Source organism: Kitasatospora sp. NPDC058190, from assembly GCF_042883685.1.
Classification (GTDB): domain Bacteria; phylum Actinomycetota; class Actinomycetes; order Streptomycetales; family Streptomycetaceae; genus Kitasatospora.
In genome coordinates this window covers 63,174-80,676 of sequence record NZ_JBHVVI010000025.1, presented here as the reverse complement: position 1 = coordinate 80,676, position 17,503 = coordinate 63,174, and the positions used below count along the sequence as shown (strand labels likewise).

Genomic DNA, 17,503 nt, shown 5'->3' with positions numbered 1-17,503 from the left:
TGCCGGCCCTTTAGCCGCTCCGGGGGCAGGATTAGGGGGGTGGGCCCGCCCCGGGGTGGGTGCGGGCCCTCCGCCGTGTCCCGTGTTCCCGCTGGTCCTACTGGGCGCCGGTGATGGCCGAGAGCAGCTGCTCCAGCTCCTCCTCGCGCTCCTGCGCGGCGACGAAGAGCAGCTCGTCGCCGCCCTCCAGGGTGTCGTCCTTGCTTGGCACCAGCACCCGGCCCTCGCGGATGATGCTCACCAGCGCGGTGTCCTGCGGCCAGGTCACGTCGCCGACCCGGGTGCCGACCAGCTCGGCCTCGCCGGCCAGGGTCAGCTCGACCAGGTTGGCGTTGCCCTGGCTGAAGCGCATCAGGCGGACCAGGTCGCCGACGCTGACCGCCTCCTCGACCAGGGCGGACATCAGGCGCGGGGTGGACACGGCCACGTCCACGCCCCAGGACTCGTTGAAGAGCCACTCGTTCTTCGGGTTGTTCACCCGGGCGACCACCCGCGGCACCGCGTACTCGGTCTTGGCGAGCAGCGAGACGACCAGGTTGACCTTGTCGTCACCGGTCGCGGCGATCACCACGTGGCAGCGCTGCAGCGCCGCCTCGTCCAGCGAGGTGATCTCGCAGGCGTCGGCCAGCAGCCACTCCGCCATCGGGACCCGCTCCACCGAGATGGCGTTCGGGTTCTTGTCTATCAGCAGGACCTCGTGGCCGTTCTCCAGCAGCTCGCCCGCGATCGAGCGGCCCACGGCACCGGCCCCGGCAATGGCGACCCGCATCAGTGACCCTCCTCCTTCGGCCCCTGCGCGAACGCGGCCTCGACCACCGTCAGGTCGGTCCGGCGCACCGTCACGTGCACCAGGTCGCCCTCCTGCACCACCATCTGCGGCGAGGGCAGCACGCCCTCACCGAGCCGGGTGACGAACGCCACCCGGGCGCCGGAGGCCTCCTCCAGCAAGCTGATCCGGCGGCCGACCCAGTTCGGGTGGTAGGCGACCTCGGCCAGCTGCACGCTGCCGCTCGGGTCCTGCCACAGCGGCTCGGCGCCGCTCGGCAGCAGTCGGCGCAGCATCTGGTCGGCGGTCCAGCGGACCGTCGCCACGGTCGGGATGCCCAGGCGCTGGTACACCTCGGCGCGGCGGGGGTCGTAGATCCGGGCCGCGACGTTCTCGATGCCGAAGGTCTCCCGGGCCACGCGCGCGGCGATGATGTTGGAGTTGTCGCCGCTGGAGACGGCGGCGAAGGCGCCGGCCTCCTCGATGCCCGCCTCGCGCAGGGTGTCCTGGTCGAAGCCGACCCCGGTCACCCGGCGGCCGTTGAACCCGGCGCCCAGCCGACGGAACGCGGTCGGGTCCTGGTCGACCACGGCCACCGAGTGGCCCTGTTTCTCGAGTGTTCTGGCGAGGGCGGAGCCCACGCGGCCGCAGCCCATGATGACGATGTGCACCGGCGCTACCTCACCCGTTCCGAAGGGTTCTTGACCTGCGCAAACACCGTTCATCTCCCTTTCCCGCCCGGTGGTCCCGGGACGAGCGTTCTCGTGGGGCGTCGGCCGGACTCCGCTCGACAACCTGAGTGTTGCCCACCGACTCGTATCCGACACGCTAGCCGGTCCACTGAACGCAGTCGCGACGAAGGGGGGGATAAACGGCGCAAGCCCTACGGCGAAACCCCTACGATTCCTTAACGTGCCTATGTCGACTGACCTTCCGAAACGCATCCTGATCGGGCGCGCCCTGCGCAGCGACAAGCTCGGGGAAACCCTTCTTCCCAAGCGGATCGCGCTGCCCGTCTTCGCCTCGGACGCGCTCTCCTCGGTCGCGTACGCCCCCGAGGAGATCCTGCTCACCCTCTCCGTCGCGGGCGCCTCGGCGATCCACTTCTCCTGGCAGATCGGCCTCGTCGTGGCGATCGTGATGCTCGCCGTGGTCGCCTCGTACCGGCAGAACGTGCACGCCTACCCGAGCGGGGGCGGTGACTACGAGGTGGCGACCGTCAACCACGGGCCGGCCGCCGGTCTGGTGGTCGCGGCGGCCCTGATGGTCGACTACGTGCTGACCGTGGCCGTGTCCACCACCTCGGGCGTCGCCAACGTGGTCTCCGCCGTTCCGGCGCTGCGCGGGCACGAGATGATCGTGTCGGTGGTCGTGGTCGTGCTGCTGATGGGCATGAACCTGCGCGGCGTCCGTGAGTCCGGCTCCGCCTTCGCGGTGCCCACCTACGCCTTCATGGCGGGCGTGATCGGGATGGTCGGCTACGGGGTGTTCCGGCATTTCGTGCTCGGCCAGGACATGCCCGCCGAGAGCTCCGGCTTCCACCTCGCCGCCATCCCGGGCAACGACTCGTTGGCCGGGTTCGCGATGGTGTTCCTGCTGCTGAAGTCCTTCTCCTCCGGCTGCGCCGCGCTCACCGGTGTGGAGGCGATCTCCAACGGCGTGCCGGCCTTCCGCAAGCCGAAGAGCAAGAACGCGGCCACCACGCTGCTGATGATGGCCTCCGTCGCCGTGGTCATGTTCATGGGCATCATCTGGCTGGCCCGGCTGACCGGGGTGCAGATGGCCGAGAACCCGGCCGAGCAGCTGGTCGGCTCCGGGCCCGACTACCACCAGAAGACCGCGCTGGCCCAGATCAGCGAAGCCGTCTTCAGCAACTTCACGCCCGGCTTCTACTTCGTCGCCGCCGTCACCGGCCTGATCCTGGTGCTGGCCGCCAACACGGCCTTCAACGGCTTCCCGGTGCTCGGCTCGATCCTGGCCCAGGACCGCTACCTGCCGCGCCAGCTGCACACCCGCGGCGACCGGCTGGCCTTCTCCAACGGCATCATCCTGCTGGCGATCGCCGCGATCCTGCTGATCATCGCCTTCGACGCGGACCCGACCAGGCTGATCCAGCTCTACATCGTCGGCGTCTTCGTCTCCTTCAACATGAGCCAGTCCGGCATGATCCGGCACTGGACCCGGCGGCTGCGCACCGAGACCGACCCGGTCGAGCGCCGGCACATGCAGCGCAGCCGGGCGATCAACGGCTTCGGCCTGGTGATGACCATGGCGGTGCTGATCGTCGTGCTGGTCACCAAGATCGGCCACGCCTGGATCGCGATCGCCGCGATGGCCGTGCTGTTCGTGATGATGAAGGGCATCCGCCGCCACTACGACCGGGTCTCCGAGGAGCTCACCGCCGCCGAGGAGCCGGACGACGTGGTGCCGCCCACCCGGGTGCACGCGATCGTGCTGGTCTCCAAGCTGCACAAGCCGGCGCTGCGCGCCCTCGCGTACGCCAGCCTGGCCCACGCCCACACGCTGGAGGCGCTCACCGTCAACGTCGACCCGGCGGACACCACGGCGCTGCGGCGGGAGTGGGACGAGCGCGGCATCGAGGTGCCGCTCAAGGTGCTGGACTCGCCGTACCGCGAGATCACCGGGCCGGTCCTCGACTACGTGAAGAACCTGCGGCGCAGCAGCCCGCGCGACGTGGTCTCGGTCTACATCCCGGAGTACGTGGTCGGCCACTGGTACGAGCACCTGCTGCACAACCAGAGCGCGCTGCGCCTCAAGGGGCGGCTGCTGTTCAAGCCCGGGGTGATGGTCACCTCGGTGCCGTGGCAGCTGGAGTCCTCGGAGCGGCGCAAGCCGCAGAAGGCCTGGTCGCCGCCGGGTGCCGTCCGCCGTGGCGAGCCGCGGGCGCCGAAGGCCGTAAAGTCGAAGGATTCCGTCTCCACCGGTGCGACCGCCGGTGACACCTCCGACCGCAGCAAGGACTCCTCCCAGTGACGCGCAACACTCCGCCCCGTTCCTCGGGCTCCTCCGGTGCCTCCGGCAAGGGCAAGGGCGCCCGTCGGGGCGGCTCCCAGCCCGGGCAGGTCGCCCGGCCGCGCTGGGGCAAGCCGAACCGCCCGGAGGCCACCGACCGTGACGGTCTGACGGCGCGCACGGCGCCGATCGTGCCGGGGGAGGCCCGTTCGGAGGCCCCGGTCGAGAAGCCCGTCAGGGCCGAGAAGTCCGCGCGCGGTGAGAAGGGTGCCCGCGCGGAGAAGGGCGCGGCGGCCGAGAAGGGCGCCGCCGGGGCGGCCCGGAAGGCGCCGCGCAAGCAGGCGGTGCGCCCGCCGAAGGCGCTGCGCACGGCCGCCGCGCGGGTGCCGCGGCCGGAGAAGCCGTCCGGCGAGCCGCTGGTCGGGCAGCGCTACGAGGTCGAGGTCGGCCCGGTCGCGCACGGCGGCGGGCACTGCGTGGCCCGGCACGAGGGCCGGGTGCTGTTCGTCCGGCACGCGCTGCCGGGCGAGAAGGTGGTCGCGCTGGTGACCGAGGGCACCACCACCTCGCGCTTCCTGCGGGCCGACGCGGTGGAGGTGCTGGAGCCGGCCAAGGACCGGATCGAGGCGCCGTGCCCGTTCGCCGGGCCGGGCAAGTGCGGCGGCTGCGACTGGCAGCACGTGACCCCGGGTGGTCAGCGCAAGCTCAAGGCGGCGGTGCTGACCGAGCAGCTGGCGAAGCTGGCCGGGCTCACCCCGGCCGAGGCGGGCTGGGACGGCAGCGTCGAGCCGGTCGGCGGCAAGTTGCCGGCCGGGCAGGTGCCGGCCTGGCGCACCCGGGTGCAGTACGCGGTGGACGCGGAGACCGGCAAGGTCGGCCTGCGCAAGCACCGCTCGCACGACGTGCAGCCGGTGGACCGCTGCCTGATCGCCGCCGAGGGCGTCACCGAGCTGGGCATCGAGTCCCGCGACTGGCCGGGCGTGGCGAGCGTCGAGGCGATCGCCGCGACCGGCTCCTCGGACCGTCAGGTGGTGCTGACCCCGCGCGACGGCGCCCAGCTGCCGCTGGTCGAGCTGGACAAGCCGGTGTCGATCGCCCGGGTGGACGAGCAGGGTGACCTGCACCGGGTGCACGGGCGCAGCTTCGTCCGCGAGCGGGCGGCCGGGCGGACCTGGCGGGTCAGCAACGGCGGCTTCTGGCAGATCCACCCGGAGGCGCCGGACACCCTGGTCGACGCGGTGCTGGACGGGCTGGACCCGCAGTGGGGCGAGAACGCGCTCGACCTGTACTGCGGCGTCGGCCTGTTCGCGGGCGCGCTGGCCGACCGGGTCGGCGAGGACGGCGCGGTGCTCGGCATCGAGTCGGCCAAGCAGGCCGTGGTCGACGCCCGGCACAACCTGGCCGCGCTGGACAACGTGCGGATCGAGTGCGACCGGGTCGAGACGCTGTTGCCGCGCACCGGCATCACCGCCACCGACCTGATCGTCCTGGACCCGCCGCGCTCGGGCGCCGGCCGCGAGACGGTCGCCCACCTGGTGGGCCTGGAGGCGCGCCGGATCGCGTACGTGGCCTGCGACCCGGCGGCGCTCGCCCGGGACCTGAAGTTCTTCCGCGAGGGCGGCTACCGTCCGGTGTCGCTGCGGGCCTTCGACCTGTTCCCGATGACGCACCACTTCGAGTGCGTAGCGATCCTGGAGCCGGCCGGGGAGTGACCCCGTTGTCGAGGAGGCGGCACCCGTCCGGCACGGGTGCCGCCTCCTCGGCGTTTCGGGGCGCGGCTACTCGTTGTGCTCCTCTTCGTCGGCGCTGTGCGGAAGGTCGATGCCGTGCTGGGCGGCGAGCCGAAGGAGCCCGGCGATCCGGCCCTCGTACGCCTGGACGCCGTCGGCGTCCCCTTGGGCCTGGGCCTCCGCGAGGTCCCGGCGGGCCTGGGCGAGCTGCTCGCGCAGCTCCTGGTCGAATATGGCTGTCATTGCCGGCCTCCAGACCGGTCGGTGCCGCTCGGGGGAACGCTCAGGAGAGTTCAGGGTCCCGGATGGTGAAGGACTCTTCAAGTCTCGCTCGTCCCGGTGGGGATGGGGTGGCGGTGGGGCGGGTATGGGAGCTGGGCCGCCTCCGGCGGGTCCGGCGGCGGGTCAGGTGGCGGTTTCGGTGGCGGTTTCGGTGACGGCTTCGGTGACAGAAGGTTGCGCGGGGGCGTGCGGCAGGTGTGCGTGCGGTGTGCGTGCGCCCTTGTTGTGCTAGCACTTCGGCGCTAGCTTGAACGGCATGGGCAAGAAGCAGCTGAACGTCCGAGTGGACGCCACGACCGCGGAGATGGCCCGGGAGCGGGCGGAGCAGCAGGGGATCAGCATGAACCAGTACATCGAGCGCCTGGTCCAGCAGGACATGGGTGAGTCAGGGCGGGCCTTCGTCGACGCGGCCGCGCAGTTCATGAAGGAGTACGAGACGGCGTTCCTCGCCGAGTTCGGGGAGCCGGGCGAGATCCAGGACGTGCGCCGTTGAAACTGGAGGTCGACCTCTCGTGGTTGCTCATGACCGCCGAGCAGTACACGCCCGGTGACCCGCAGGTCACCGACTACGGCTCGCTGCTCGCGGCCGTCACCCGGCACCAGGCCGAGATCTTCGACATCGCCGTCTACCCCGAACCTCAGGACCGCGCCGCCGCGCTGATGCACCAGTTGATCCGGGTGCCGGCCCTGGAGAAGACCAACGAGCTCTACGCGACCGCCGTCGCCTACGCCTACCTCGTCGCCAGCGGCTGCACCGTCGCCACCACCGCCCGCGAGGTGCGCAGCCTGTCCCGGGCCATCCGGGAGGGGAGGCTCGGGGTGTCCGGGGTCGCGGAGCGGCTGGCGGCCTGGGTGGTGGACGAGGCCGAGGGGGAGGGTGTCAGCGGGGCGGACGACGAGGACGAGGACGACGACTGATCGCCGGGCCCTCGGGCCGTGGGGCTGTTGGCCGCGGGGCTGTTCGACGGTTTGGCCGACCGCTCGGCCGCCCGACTGGCCGGCCCGCCCGGTCGGTTGACCGGCCGCCCGGTTGATCGCCGTCCTCGCCGCTGCGGCTCAGGGCTCCGCGATGAGGGCCGTCGCGAACGGGCGGAAGCCGGCCCGGCGGTAGATCCGGGCGACGTCCTCGTCGGAGGCGGACAGGAACACCGTCCGCACGCCGTTGGCGCGCGCGTGCGCCACCAGGGTCGCGGTGACAGCCAGGCCCAGGCCGCGACGGCGCGCGGACGGGAGCGTCCCGACCCCGACCACCTCGGTGACCGGGCCCACCGGGTTGTGCTGGCCCGCGCACAGCACCTCGGTGCCGTCCAGGGCGGCGGCCAGCACGGTCACGCCGTCGGTGAGGCGCCGGGCGATCCGCGCCACTCCGCCGTCGGCCGTCAACTTCGCCGCGCTCTCGGCGAGTTCGGCCGCTCCCGCAGAGCCGGTGGCGGTGCCCGGGTTGCCGAAGGCCACGTGCGGGACGGCGACCGCGTCAGCCAGCTCGGGGGCGTCCGCACCCATCACCCGCACCTCCACCCGCCCGGGGAGGCCGGGCGCCGGGGCAGGCTCGTCCTGCGGGCCCAGCACCAGCAGCGGGTGCTCGTGCACCGTGAGCCCGGCCGTCTCCACGGCCGCGCGCAGCTCGGGGTTCTGCTCGGCGACCCACTCGAAGGCCTCCGGTGCGCCCAACTCCCGCTGCCGCTCCAGCACCTTGCGCACGTCCTCGGCGGTGGCGGCCGGGCCGTCGTGGCCGAGGGTCGGGCGGGCGTAGTACGGCCAGCCGGTGTCGCCCCTGCGGACGAACAGGGTCAGCGGGCCGAAGTCCTCGGCGTCGGCGGCACTGCGGGGCACGGCGTCGTAGTAGCGCTCGATCTCGTCGAGCAGGGCGCGGTCGTCGGGAACATGATCAACGGAAGTCACGGCGTGCATCCAAGCAGGGGTGTTGACGGTCCGCCACCGCTTTGTGCGGATGCCCGGGCGGCGGGTCGTGGATTGTTGCCGAACGCTTACCGGCTCGCGGTGATCTTGTGCGTACACGTCGGGCATGCTGAACCCTTCACAGCTCTGCCGAGGGGGACGGCGGACGTCCGCACTCGGCGAGGCAAGGGGGAAGACAGGCCCATGAGGCTCTGCTTTCTGGTGGAGGAGCACTACCGGCGGGACGGGATGCCGCTCGACGTGGCGCGGCAACTCGCCGCGTGGGGGCACCGGGTGGACGTGCTGCGCCCCGGGGACTCGCTGATGGTGGTCTCCGAGGCGGTGCGGGCCGGCAGCCACGACGCCTGGGTGCTCAAGACCGTCTCCGGCGGGCCCGGGCTCACCCTGCTGGAGGCAGCCGCCGCCGTGGGCCTGACCACCGTCAACGACGTGCGCTCGATCCGCGGCGTCCGGGACAAGGCGCTCGCCTCGGTCATCGCCCGTACCCGCGGCCTGCCCGTCCCGGTCACCTACGCGGCCGCCCGCTGGGAGCGGCTCGCCGAGATCCCGGCCGCCGAGTACCCGCTGGTCGTCAAGCCGGCCGACGGCAGCTCGGGGCGGGGCGTCCGGCTGGTGGCCGGGCCCGACGACCTGCCCGGCCTCGGGTCCGAACTCGCGGGCGAGGGGCTGCTGATCGCGCAGCCGTACGTGCCCAACCCCGGGACGGACCTGAAGGTGTACTGCGTCGACGGCGAGTTCTTCGCGACGGAACGTTCCTCCCCACTGCACCCCGGTCAGGGCGTTCGCGAACGGCAGGTGCCGCTGCCGGCGAGCGTGGCGCGGATCGCGGCACAGGTGGGCGAGGTGTTCGGGCTGGACCTGTACGGGCTCGACGTGCTGCTCGGGCCGGACGGGCCGGTGGTGGTGGACGTCAACGACTTCCCGAGCTTCCGGCAGGTGCCGGACGCGGTGGCCCGGGTCGCCCGAGCGGTGTTGCGGCTCGCGCGCAGCGGGACGGCCGTGTCGCCGCCCGCGCTGGTGCCGGCGGGCGGCGCCCCGTACGGCCGGCCGGGGCTCGTGGGCGGTGACCTGCTGTGAGGGTCGGGCTGATCGCGCGGGACCCGGGGCACCCGGTGCTCGCGGCCGCCGCCGAGGTGTTGGTGCGGCGCGGGTGCGAGGTGGAGGTCGTTCCGCCCGGCGGTGAGGTGGGGGTCGTTCCGTCCGGCGGCGGGGTGGGGGCGCTTGCCGATGTCTATCTGCTCAAGGCTCGTACGCCACAAGCGCTGTCGCTGGCACGGGAGTTGGAGCGTCGGGGTGCGGTCGTGGTCAACTCGGCGGCGGCGACGGAGCTCTGCCAGGACCGGGTGCGGATGGCGGAACTCGCCCGGGGCGCCGGGCTGCCGTTCGCGGCGACCGTGGCAGCCGGGCGACTGGGCGAACTCGTGCCTCCGGCTCACCCGTTCGTGGTCAAGAGCCGGCACAGCCGACGGCACGACCTGGTCGCGCGGGTCGACGGTGCGGCCCGGCTGCGGGAACTCGTCGAGCGCTGGCCGGAGGAGGAGGTGGTCACCCAGCCGTACCTGCCGGGGAGCGGCTGGGACCAGAAGCTGTGGGTGGTCGACGGGCGGGTGTTCGCGGCTCGGCGGCGCTCCGAACTCTCCCCGGACGAGGGTGGGTCCGGGGCGGCGGGGGAGTGGGAGCCGTCCGCCGGGCTGGCCGCGCTGGCACTGCGGGTGGGGGAGGTGTTCGGGCTCGACGTCTACGGGGTCGACCTACTGGACGGGGCGGCGGAGCCGGTCATCGTGGACGTCAACGCGTTCCCGGGGGTGCGCGGGCGGCCGGGCGCGCCGGAGGCGCTCGCCGGGCTGGCGTTGCGGCTGGCTGCGGAGCGGGTGGTGTCGGGGCGGGGGGTTGCGGAGCAGGTGGCTGCGCGGCGGGCGGCTGCGGAGCGGGGTCGGGTTTCGGCGGGCCGGGGTCGTTAGGCTGGCTGGCGCCCCCGAACAGCCGGGGCGAACGGCGAGAGAAGACGGAACGTTGCTGCAGGACATCGAGCCCTACCTGGCCTGCCCCCATTGCGCGCAGGACCTCACCCGGCACGAGCGCAGCCTCCGCTGCCCCGCCGGGCACAGCTTCGACCTCGCCAAGCAGGGCTACGTCAGCCTCCTCGCCGGCGACGCCCACACCGGCACCGGCGACACCGCGGAGATGGTCGCCGCCCGCGCCGACTTCCTCGCCGCCGGCCACTACCGGCCGATCGCCGACGCCCTCGCCGAGGCCGCTTCCGCCGCCTCGGCCGCCCCGGCCGTCGCCCCGGAGGGCCTGGTGGCCGACCTCGGCGCCGGCACCGGCCACTACCTGGCCCACGTCCTCGACGCCCTGCCCGGCCGGGTCGGCGCCGCGCTCGACATCTCCAAGTACGCGCTGCGCCGCGCCGCCAAGGCCCACCCCAGGATCGGTGCCGTGGTCTGCGACGCCTGGCGCCCGCTGCCGCTGCGGGACGCCTCCGCCGACCTGATGCTCAACGTGTTCGCCCCGCGCAACGGCCCCGAGATCCGCCGGGTGCTGCGCCCTGGCGGCACCCTGCTCCTGGTCTCGCCCACCGCCCGCCACCTGCGCGAACTGGTGGCCGCGCTCGGGCTGCTGTCGGTGGACGAGGACAAGCAGCGCCGGATCGACGAGAAGCTCGGACCCCATCTGACGCCGGTGGAGCAGCGGGAGGTCGAGTTCACCCTGCGGCTCGCCCCGCAGGACGTCCGTACCGTCGTCGGCATGGGCCCGAGCGCCTGGCACACCGACCCGGACCGGCTCGCCGCCGCTCTGGCGGGCTTGCCGGATCCGGTCGAGGTGACCGCCTCGGTGACGGTGGCCGGGTACCGGCGGCCCTGAGGCTCAGCCGGGTCACCGCGTCGGGGCGTGGCCGCACGTTGGGATGAATCTGCTGAGCAGGCACGTTTCTTCCGATCGGGCTGCGGCTAACGTCCGACGGGTGAACCGCGACGCCGCCGCGCCCGCCGGGCCGGCCCATCTGCGACCGGGTGCTCCGGGGCCCGATCGGCCGCCCGTGCCACGTCCCACCCTTGAGGAACTCCGGCTCACCGCCTTCAAGTCGTACCGGCGCGCCGTCCTGCCGCTCGCGCCGCTCACCGTGCTGCACGGGCCGGCCGGGGTGGGCAAGTCCAACGCCCTCGACGCGCTGGCCGTGCTGTCCCGGCTCGCCCTCGGCGAGGAGATCGCCGACTCCCTGGACGGGCTGCCGGACCGCACCGGCCCGCTCGCCGCACCCGTGCGCGGCGGCCTGGACGGGTGCGTGCCGCACGGGCGGGACGCCGTCATCCTGGGCTGCACCGTCCGCTCGCCGCGCGGCCGGATCCGGCTCGACCTGGTGATCCGCACCGACGGCCCGGTCCGGATCGCCCGGGAGTCGCTCAGCCTCGAAGGCCGGACGCTGGTGGACACCGGCGAGCAGGACGTGCGCAGCCGGCGCGTCAACGTCTGCTGGCACAACGACACCCGGCAGGGTGACATCCGGGCCCCGCTCCCCAGCGGCACCATGATCACCGCGCAGCTGCCGCTGAGGGTGGCCGGCTCCTCCACCGGCGAGCGGCTGGTCCTGGCCGCCGTCGAGGACCTGCTCACCGCGCTGCGCGAGGTCTTCCCGCTGCACCCCGTCCCGGCGCTGATGCGTGGCTGGGCCAAGGCCGATCCGCAGGCCCGGCTGCGCAGCAACGCCGCCAACATCTCGGCCCTGATCAACCGGCTCGGCAACGAGTGCCCGCGCCGGTACGGGCAGCTGCTGCGGGCCGTCCAGGCCGCCGCGCCGCACCCGCTGCTCGGACTCACCCTCGCGGAGCGCGAGAGCGGGGGCGTGCGGCGGGTGCTCGCCGTCTTCGACGAGGGCGTGCTCGGACGCACCGGGGCCGACCAGGCCTCCGACGGCATGCTGCGCCACCTCGCCTTCGCGGCGGTGCTGCTGACCGGGGCCGGGGTGCTCGATCTCGACGTGGCCGCCGAGGTGCCCTGGGCGCACCGACAGCTCACCGTGCTCGCCGAGGACCTCGGGGCCGGGCTCGCCACCGAGCAGACCGCCTCGCTGCTGCGGCTGGCGCGGGACATGGCGGGGCGCAACCAGTTGAGGGTGGTGGCCGCGCTGCAGGAGCCGACGGCGGCGCGGGAGGCGTTCGGGGCGGGCGAGGAGCGGTCGGGCGCGGTGGCGCTGGTGGAGTGCCGGCGCGATCCGGGGTCGGGGTTCACGGTGCTGCGGCCGGAGGCGGCTCGGGTGCCGGTGCAGTGTGCGCGCGGGGACGGGGACGGGGGTGCCCCGGAGGTGCTGGGGGGCGCGGATGCGGTAGACCTGGGGGCGTGAACGAGCGGGAGACGGGGCCGGGGGAGCGGGGCGTGCCGACGGAGCTGACCTTGGAGGGCCTTCGGCAGCGGCTGGTGGACTTCGCGGCGGCGCGGCGCTGGGAGCCGTACCACACGCCGAAGAACCTGGCGGCGGCGCTGAGCGTGGAGGCGGGGGAGCTGCTGGAGATCTTCCAGTGGCTCACGCCCGAGCAGGCGGCCGCGGTGATGTCCGACCCGGAGCGGGCCCACCGGGTGCGCGACGAGGTCGCGGACGTGCTCGCGTACCTGGTGCAGTTCTGCACCGCGGTCGGGGTGGACCCGCTGGAGGCGCTCGCGGCCAAGATCGAACGCAACGAGCACCGCTTCCCGGTGCCCGGAGGGGCGGCCGACGTCAACCCTGACGTGGGCTGATCACCCTTGTGAGGGACGGAAGTTATCCACAACCCCGGGGTTTTCCACAGCTTCGGAATGGGTGGATGCGGGTCGACCCGCTTCCCCGCACGCTTTCGCCGTGACCACTCGACCGCCCCGGTGCGGCGGTCGGGGGCGACGGCGACAGCGAGCGGAAGGAGCGGGGCCCATGGAGGCGCTGCGACTGATCAGAACGGCCCGGCACGCCCTGGCCGAGGCCAGACACGTGCCGGATGTGCTGGCCGAGGCACGGCAGGCCGCGCTGCTCACCGAGGCGGTGGGTGCCGGGCTGGCGGAGTCGGAGGACGAGGAACTGGCCGGGTTCGGCCAGCAGCTCTCCGAGGCGGGGGCGCACGCGGCGGTCTGCCTGGACAGGTCCGTCGCCGGCGGCATCCTGGTGGGCGGCGGGCGGGCCGGTCGGCTCACCGAACTCGGCGAACTGGCGCCGACGTTGGGAGCGCTGGACGAACTGCTGGGGGAGGTCGGGGAGACGCTCGTGGTGCTGGCCTGCGGAGCCGACACCGAGAGTCTCTACTGGACGTGCATCGACGGTGTCGACGCGATGTCGGAGTGCAAGGACGTGACCGCCCGGTTGCGGGAGGCGGTCGACCGGGGCGGAGGAGCGGAGCATACGGCGCTCGGTGGCGCGGAGCCGGAACGGGCCGGTCACGGTTCGCCGCTACTCGTGGTCCGGCTCGGCCCGCCGGGTGAGGGCGGGCCGACGGAGGAGGAGTGGGCGCCGGACTACCGGGTGCCCGGCGCGGCCGGGGCGTCGGAGGTGTCCGTGCCGGCCGGGTAGGCGGCGGCCGAGGCGGTGCCCCGGGTGCCGGACTGCAGCTCGGCGAGGTCCGCGGTCACCGAGGCGAGCAGTTCCTGCATCTGCTCCAGCAGGCTCTTGGGGGTCGCGGGCCCGGCCGAGTCGCCGGCGGCCGAGCCCGTCGGGCTGCTCGGGAGCTGCGGCGTGGCAGAGGGTTCGGACATGACGGGGACCTCTTCGGATCGGTGGTGCGGTGTGCCGCAGCGACCAACGAACCGTTCCGGCGGGCGGTCACCGCGTACCACCCGATGCGGTCCAACTCCAGTACGCCGTAAGCCTCCCGGGTGAGCCGGGGTTGCCGCCGCGCCGCAGCCTCGGCTAGGGGCCGGGCCGACGGGGAGCGCAGGGCGCGACGGGGACGACGGCGAAGGGAGTCGAGAGCGACTGCCGAAGGAGCGGGAGGAAGAGGGGAAGGGGGAGAACCCACCCCTTGCCACTCTCAACATATAGCGCACCAGGGGTCTTGCGGCAAGGCCCCGGTGATGGCGCAGAATCGGCGACCTCAGATCGGAGCTGATGCCATGAATCCCCTGACCACCAGTGCTTTCGACCTTCCCGAGCGCCTTTCCGCCAAGGCCGACCCGGCGCTGATCGCGGGCGACGAGCGGCACTTCGCGGACATCGCGGAGAGCCTGGAGCGGGCGATCGCCGAACTGTCCGACCAGCTCGACGCGGTGCGCCGGGCCCCGGGCGGTGCCGGGCAGGCGGCGATGGACCGGGACATCGAGGTCCACCGGCTGAGCGGCCGACTGCGCGCCCTGCGCCGTTACGGCCTGGACCTGTGCCTCGGGCGCATCGTCGCCGCGGACGACGAGGAACCGGTGTACATCGGCCGGCTCGGGCTCACCGACAGCGAGGGGCGCCGGCTGCTGGTCGACTGGCGCTCGCCCGCGGCCGAGCCGTTCTTCGCGGCCACCCACGCCGACCCGATGGGTCTGGTGAGCCGCCGCCGGTACCGCTGGACCCGGGGGCGGATCGCCGACTACTGGGACGAGGTGTTCACCGTCGAGGGATTGGAGGGGCACGCCGCGCTGGACGACCAGTCCGCCTTCATCGCCAGCCTGGGCACCAACCGCTCGGCCCGGATGCGGGACGTGCTCGGCACCATCCAGGCCGACCAGGACGCCATCGTCCGGGCCGGCTCGCGCGGCGCGCTGGTGGTCGACGGCGGCCCCGGTACCGGCAAGACCGTCGTCGCGCTGCACCGCTCCGCCTACCTCCTGTACTCCGACCCCCGCCTCGGCCACCGGCGCGGCGGCGTGCTGTTCGTCGGCCCGCACCAGCCGTACCTGGCCTACGTCGCCGACGTCCTGCCCAGCCTCGGCGAGGAGGGGGTGCGGACCTGCACCGTGCGGGACTTGCTCCCCGAGGGCGCGGGCGCGGCGCCGGAGGCCGACCCGGAGGTGGCCCGGCTGAAGTCCTCCGTCGACATGGTGAAGGCGATCGAGAAGGCCGTCCGGTTCTACGAGGAGCCGCCCACCGAGGGGATGGCGGTCACCACCTACTGGTCCGACCTCTGGCTGAGCGCCGAGGACTGGGTCGAGGCCTTCGACGCCCCGGATCCGGGCACCCCGCACAACGAGGCGCGCGAGCAGATCTGGGACGAGCTGGCCTCGATCCTGATGGACAAGCTGGAGCAGGACGAGGAGGAGGTCTCGCCCGAGCTGTTCCGGCGCTCGCTGCGGCAGGACCGGGAGCTGGCCGAGACGCTGAACCGCGCCTGGCCGCTGCTCGACGCGACCGACCTGGTCGGCGACCTCTGGTCGGTGCCCGCCTACCTGCGGATGTGCGCCCCCCACCTCGCCCCCGAGGAGGTCCGCACGCTCCAGCGCAAGCACGCCCCGCAGGCCTGGACGGTCTCCGACCTGCCGCTCCTGGACGCGGCCCGCCAGCGGCTCGGGGACCGCGAGGCCACCCTGCGCCGGAACCGCCACCAGGCCTCGGTGGCCGCCGAGCGGGCGCGGATGGCCGACGTGATCGGCGACCTCCTCCAGGCCGACGACGACGGCGAGGGCGTGGTGACCATGCTGCACGGCCGGGACCTCCAGGACACCCTGATCGACGAGGCCGCGCTGCCCGGCGCCGACGCGGAGCCGCTGGCCGGCCCGTTCGCGCACATCGTCGTGGACGAGGCCCAGGAACTCACCGACGCGGAGTGGCAGATGCTGCTGCTGCGCTGCCCGTCCCGGAGCTTCACCATCGTCGGGGACCGCGCCCAGGCCAGGCAGGGCTTCACCGAGTCCTGGCAGGAGCGGCTCGAGCGGGTCGGGCTCGACCGCACCACCCTGGCCTCGCTGAGCATCAACTACCGGACGCCGGAGGAGGTCATGGCGGAGGCCGAGCCGGCCATCCGGGCGGCCCTGCCGGACGCCAACGTACCGACCTCGGTGCGCAGCAGCGGCATCCCGGTCCGGCACGGGGCGGTGGCGGAGCTGGACGAGGTGCTCGACACCTGGCTCGCCGAGCACGCCGAAGGGGTCGCCTGCGTCATCGGCGACCCGGGCTTCCGGGAGCGGCCGAGGGTCCGCTCGCTCACCCCGCAGCTGGCCAAGGGGCTCGAATTCGACCTGGTCGTCCTGGTCGACCCGGAGGCGTTCGGCGAGGGCGTCGAGGGGGCGGTCGACCGCTACGTCGCGATGACCAGGGCGACCCAGCAGCTCGCCGTGCTGAGGAGCCGTTGATGGTGCGGTGGATCGTGATGGATACCGGGAGGGAGCGGAGAGCTTCGGGCACCGGGGCCGGTGCGTCCCCCGGTCGAGTGACGAGGGTGCCGATCAACGGGGTGAGGAGGCCAGACTGGGACGATGGACGAGGACGAGCCGCTGGCGTCGTGGGCCGCGAGGCGGGAGCAACGGCTGCGGCCGGTCGGGCAGTTGAGGGCCGTACGGCTCGTGGACGAGCAACAGCGGGGCGCCCACGTGGCGCCGGGCGAGCCGAGGCTGATCGTGCGGTGGGACGGCTACCAGTGGCTGGCGGAGACGGTGGCCGAGGACTACGCCGCCGCCCAGCGGATCCTGCACGGGATCGAGGGCGACGGGGTACGGCGGCCGCCCTACTCGGCGCTGCGGCAGCGGAAGGCGCCGGGGCGCCACCGTCGGCCGTAGGGCGCGGCGGACCGTACCGGCCGCGACCCCGTAGAACGCCGAAGGGGCCCGGCGCATCCAGCGCCGGACCCCGAGGGCCACTGCCCGAAGGTCAGTTGTGGGCGTGCAGGTCCGCGTTCAGACCGCCCCAGGAGCCGGAGCGGGCGATGACCTCGACCGCGCCGGTCTGCGAGTTTCGGCGGAACAGCAGGTTGTCCTGGCCGGACAGCTCGACGGCCTTGGCCACCGTGCCGTCCGGGGTGGTGACCCGGGTGCCGGCGGTGACGTACAGGCCGGCCTCGACCACGCAGTCGCTGCCCAGCGAGATGCCGATGCCCGCGTTGGCGCCGAGCAGGCAGCGCTCGCCGACCGAGACGACCTGCTTGCCGCCGCCGGACAGGGTGCCCATGATCGAGGCGCCGCCGCCGATGTCGCTGTGGTCGCCGACCACGACGCCCGCGCTGATCCGGCCCTCGACCATCGAGGTGCCGAGGGTGCCGGCGTTGAAGTTGATGAAGCCCTCGTGCATCACGGTGGTGCCGGACGCCAGGTGCGCGCCGAGCCGGACGCGGTCGGCGTGGGCGATGCGCACACCGGTCGGGGCGACGTAGTCGGTCATCCGCGGGAACTTGTCGATCCCGTAGACGGCCAGCTGGCCGCCCTGGGCGCGGACGGCGAGGCGGGCCTGCTCGACCTTGTCCACCGGGACGGGGCCGATGCTGGTCCACGCGACGTTGGCGAGCAGACCGAAGATGCCGTCCAGGTTCTGGCCGTGCGGCTTGACCAGGCGGTGGCTGAGCAGGTGCAGGCGCAGGTACACGTCGTGGGTGTCGAGCGGCTTCTCGTCCAGCGAGGCGATGGTGGTGCGCACGGCGACCACCTCGACGCCCCGGCGGGCGTCGGCGCGCAGGGCGTCGGCGGCGCCGGCACCCAGCTCGGCCTCGGCCTGCTCGGCGGTCAGGCGGACGGTGCCGGCCGGGCCGGGCTCGGCGGCCAGGACGGGGGCGGGGAACCAGGTGTCGAGGACGGTGCCGTCGGCGGCGATGGTGGCCAGACCGGTGGCCACGGCGCCGTTCGGAAGGGAGGTGGATTCAGCAGTCACACCGTGCACGTTAACCAATGCGGGGCCCCACTGCCGAACACGCCCACCGTGCGGACGTGCCGGGCACAGCCGCAGGTCGGCGGGCCGTGCGGAGGG

At 73.5% G+C, this 17,503-nt stretch carries 18 protein-coding genes; 12 read left to right on the top strand and 6 right to left on the bottom strand.

The window, feature by feature from the left end; all coding sequences use genetic code 11:
* Positions 1–97: 97 nt before the first annotated feature.
* Complete coding sequence (locus tag ACFVWU_RS14735) at positions 98–769, bottom strand: potassium channel family protein (RefSeq protein ID WP_387619880.1); 672 nt, start codon at positions 767–769, stop codon at positions 98–100.
* The gene (locus ACFVWU_RS14730) at positions 769–1,437 is read right to left on the bottom strand and encodes a potassium channel family protein (RefSeq protein ID WP_387619877.1); all 669 of its coding nucleotides are present in this window, start codon (positions 1,435–1,437) and stop codon (positions 769–771) included. Before ACFVWU_RS14730 ends, ACFVWU_RS14735 begins: the two co-directional genes overlap by 1 nt.
* A 247-nt stretch (positions 1,438–1,684) precedes the next feature.
* Between ACFVWU_RS14730 and ACFVWU_RS14725 the strand changes: the two genes are divergently transcribed.
* Both ACFVWU_RS14725 and ACFVWU_RS14720 read left to right on the top strand, forming a co-directional pair.
* A complete protein-coding gene (locus ACFVWU_RS14725; protein ID WP_387619874.1) occupies positions 1,685–3,760 on the top strand; it encodes an APC family permease in 2,076 nt (691 codons plus the stop codon).
* A gap of 362 nt (positions 3,761–4,122) precedes the next feature.
* Complete coding sequence (locus tag ACFVWU_RS14720) at positions 4,123–5,451, top strand: class I SAM-dependent RNA methyltransferase (RefSeq protein ID WP_387619884.1); 1,329 nt, start codon at positions 4,123–4,125, stop codon at positions 5,449–5,451.
* 66 nt (positions 5,452–5,517) lie between these two features.
* Here the strand turns inward: ACFVWU_RS14720 and ACFVWU_RS14715 are convergent, their stop codons facing one another.
* Positions 5,518–5,712: a hypothetical protein gene (locus tag ACFVWU_RS14715; RefSeq protein WP_387619871.1), complete on the bottom strand. Its 195-nt coding sequence runs from the start codon at positions 5,710–5,712 to the stop codon at positions 5,518–5,520.
* Positions 5,713–6,007: 295 nt separating this feature from the next.
* Here ACFVWU_RS14715 and ACFVWU_RS14710 point away from each other — a divergent pair, with 295 nt between their 5' ends.
* Together ACFVWU_RS14710 and ACFVWU_RS14705 are read left to right on the top strand one after the other, a co-directional pair.
* On the top strand, positions 6,008–6,244 hold the full coding sequence (locus ACFVWU_RS14710; RefSeq protein ID WP_380613687.1) for a toxin-antitoxin system HicB family antitoxin: 237 nt from the start codon (positions 6,008–6,010) through the stop codon (positions 6,242–6,244).
* The gene (locus ACFVWU_RS14705; protein ID WP_355669577.1) at positions 6,241–6,669 is read left to right on the top strand and encodes a fic family toxin-antitoxin system, toxin component; all 429 of its coding nucleotides are present in this window, start codon (positions 6,241–6,243) and stop codon (positions 6,667–6,669) included. Before ACFVWU_RS14710 ends, ACFVWU_RS14705 begins: the two co-directional genes overlap by 4 nt.
* A gap of 138 nt (positions 6,670–6,807) precedes the next feature.
* Here the strand turns inward: ACFVWU_RS14705 and ACFVWU_RS14700 are convergent, their stop codons facing one another.
* On the bottom strand, positions 6,808–7,653 hold the full coding sequence (locus ACFVWU_RS14700; RefSeq protein WP_387619867.1) for a GNAT family N-acetyltransferase: 846 nt from the start codon (positions 7,651–7,653) through the stop codon (positions 6,808–6,810).
* Between the two features lie 201 nt (positions 7,654–7,854).
* On the opposite strand from ACFVWU_RS14700, the gene ACFVWU_RS14695 reads away from it, so the two are divergent.
* The 6 genes from ACFVWU_RS14695 (at position 7,855) to ACFVWU_RS14670 (ending at position 13,204) form a co-directional block, all read left to right on the top strand.
* A complete protein-coding gene (locus ACFVWU_RS14695; RefSeq protein WP_387619865.1) occupies positions 7,855–8,748 on the top strand; it encodes a RimK family alpha-L-glutamate ligase in 894 nt (297 codons plus the stop codon).
* Positions 8,745–9,632 (top strand): RimK family alpha-L-glutamate ligase, encoded by an 888-nt coding sequence (locus ACFVWU_RS14690; protein ID WP_387619862.1) that lies wholly within the window; start codon positions 8,745–8,747, stop codon positions 9,630–9,632. The genes ACFVWU_RS14695 and ACFVWU_RS14690 overlap by 4 nt, the downstream gene beginning before the upstream one ends.
* A gap of 52 nt (positions 9,633–9,684) precedes the next feature.
* Complete coding sequence (locus ACFVWU_RS14685; protein ID WP_387619859.1) at positions 9,685–10,536, top strand: putative RNA methyltransferase; 852 nt, start codon at positions 9,685–9,687, stop codon at positions 10,534–10,536.
* 175 nt (positions 10,537–10,711) lie between these two features.
* A complete protein-coding gene (locus ACFVWU_RS14680) occupies positions 10,712–12,013 on the top strand; it encodes an AAA family ATPase (protein ID WP_387619855.1) in 1,302 nt (433 codons plus the stop codon).
* Positions 12,010–12,405 carry a nucleotide pyrophosphohydrolase gene (locus ACFVWU_RS14675; protein WP_387619853.1) on the top strand — a complete coding sequence of 132 codons (396 nt, stop codon included), beginning with the start codon at positions 12,010–12,012 and terminating at the stop codon, positions 12,403–12,405. Before ACFVWU_RS14680 ends, ACFVWU_RS14675 begins: the two co-directional genes overlap by 4 nt.
* 169 nt (positions 12,406–12,574) lie before the next feature.
* Positions 12,575–13,204, top strand: a complete 630-nt coding sequence (locus ACFVWU_RS14670) for a DUF6099 family protein (RefSeq protein WP_387619850.1) — start codon at positions 12,575–12,577, stop codon at positions 13,202–13,204.
* Here the strand turns inward: ACFVWU_RS14670 and ACFVWU_RS14665 are convergent.
* Positions 13,150–13,386, bottom strand: coding sequence for a hypothetical protein (locus tag ACFVWU_RS14665; protein ID WP_387619847.1), 237 nt, complete (start codon positions 13,384–13,386; stop codon positions 13,150–13,152). The two genes, ACFVWU_RS14670 and ACFVWU_RS14665, sit on opposite strands and share 55 nt — an antisense overlap.
* A 357-nt stretch (positions 13,387–13,743) precedes the next feature.
* Between ACFVWU_RS14665 and helR the strand changes: the two genes are divergently transcribed.
* Together helR and ACFVWU_RS14655 are read left to right on the top strand one after the other, a co-directional pair.
* Positions 13,744–15,903 carry an RNA polymerase recycling motor ATPase HelR gene (helR, locus tag ACFVWU_RS14660; RefSeq protein WP_387619845.1) on the top strand — a complete coding sequence of 720 codons (2,160 nt, stop codon included), beginning with the start codon at positions 13,744–13,746 and terminating at the stop codon, positions 15,901–15,903.
* Between the two features lie 123 nt (positions 15,904–16,026).
* Complete coding sequence (locus ACFVWU_RS14655; RefSeq protein WP_387619843.1) at positions 16,027–16,326, top strand: DUF6087 family protein; 300 nt, start codon at positions 16,027–16,029, stop codon at positions 16,324–16,326.
* 91 nt (positions 16,327–16,417) lie between these two features.
* Here ACFVWU_RS14655 and dapD read toward each other — a convergent pair whose 3' ends face one another.
* The gene (gene dapD / locus ACFVWU_RS14650; RefSeq protein WP_387619840.1) at positions 16,418–17,407 is read right to left on the bottom strand and encodes a 2,3,4,5-tetrahydropyridine-2,6-dicarboxylate N-succinyltransferase; all 990 of its coding nucleotides are present in this window, start codon (positions 17,405–17,407) and stop codon (positions 16,418–16,420) included.
* Between the last annotated feature and the right edge of the window lie 96 nt (positions 17,408–17,503).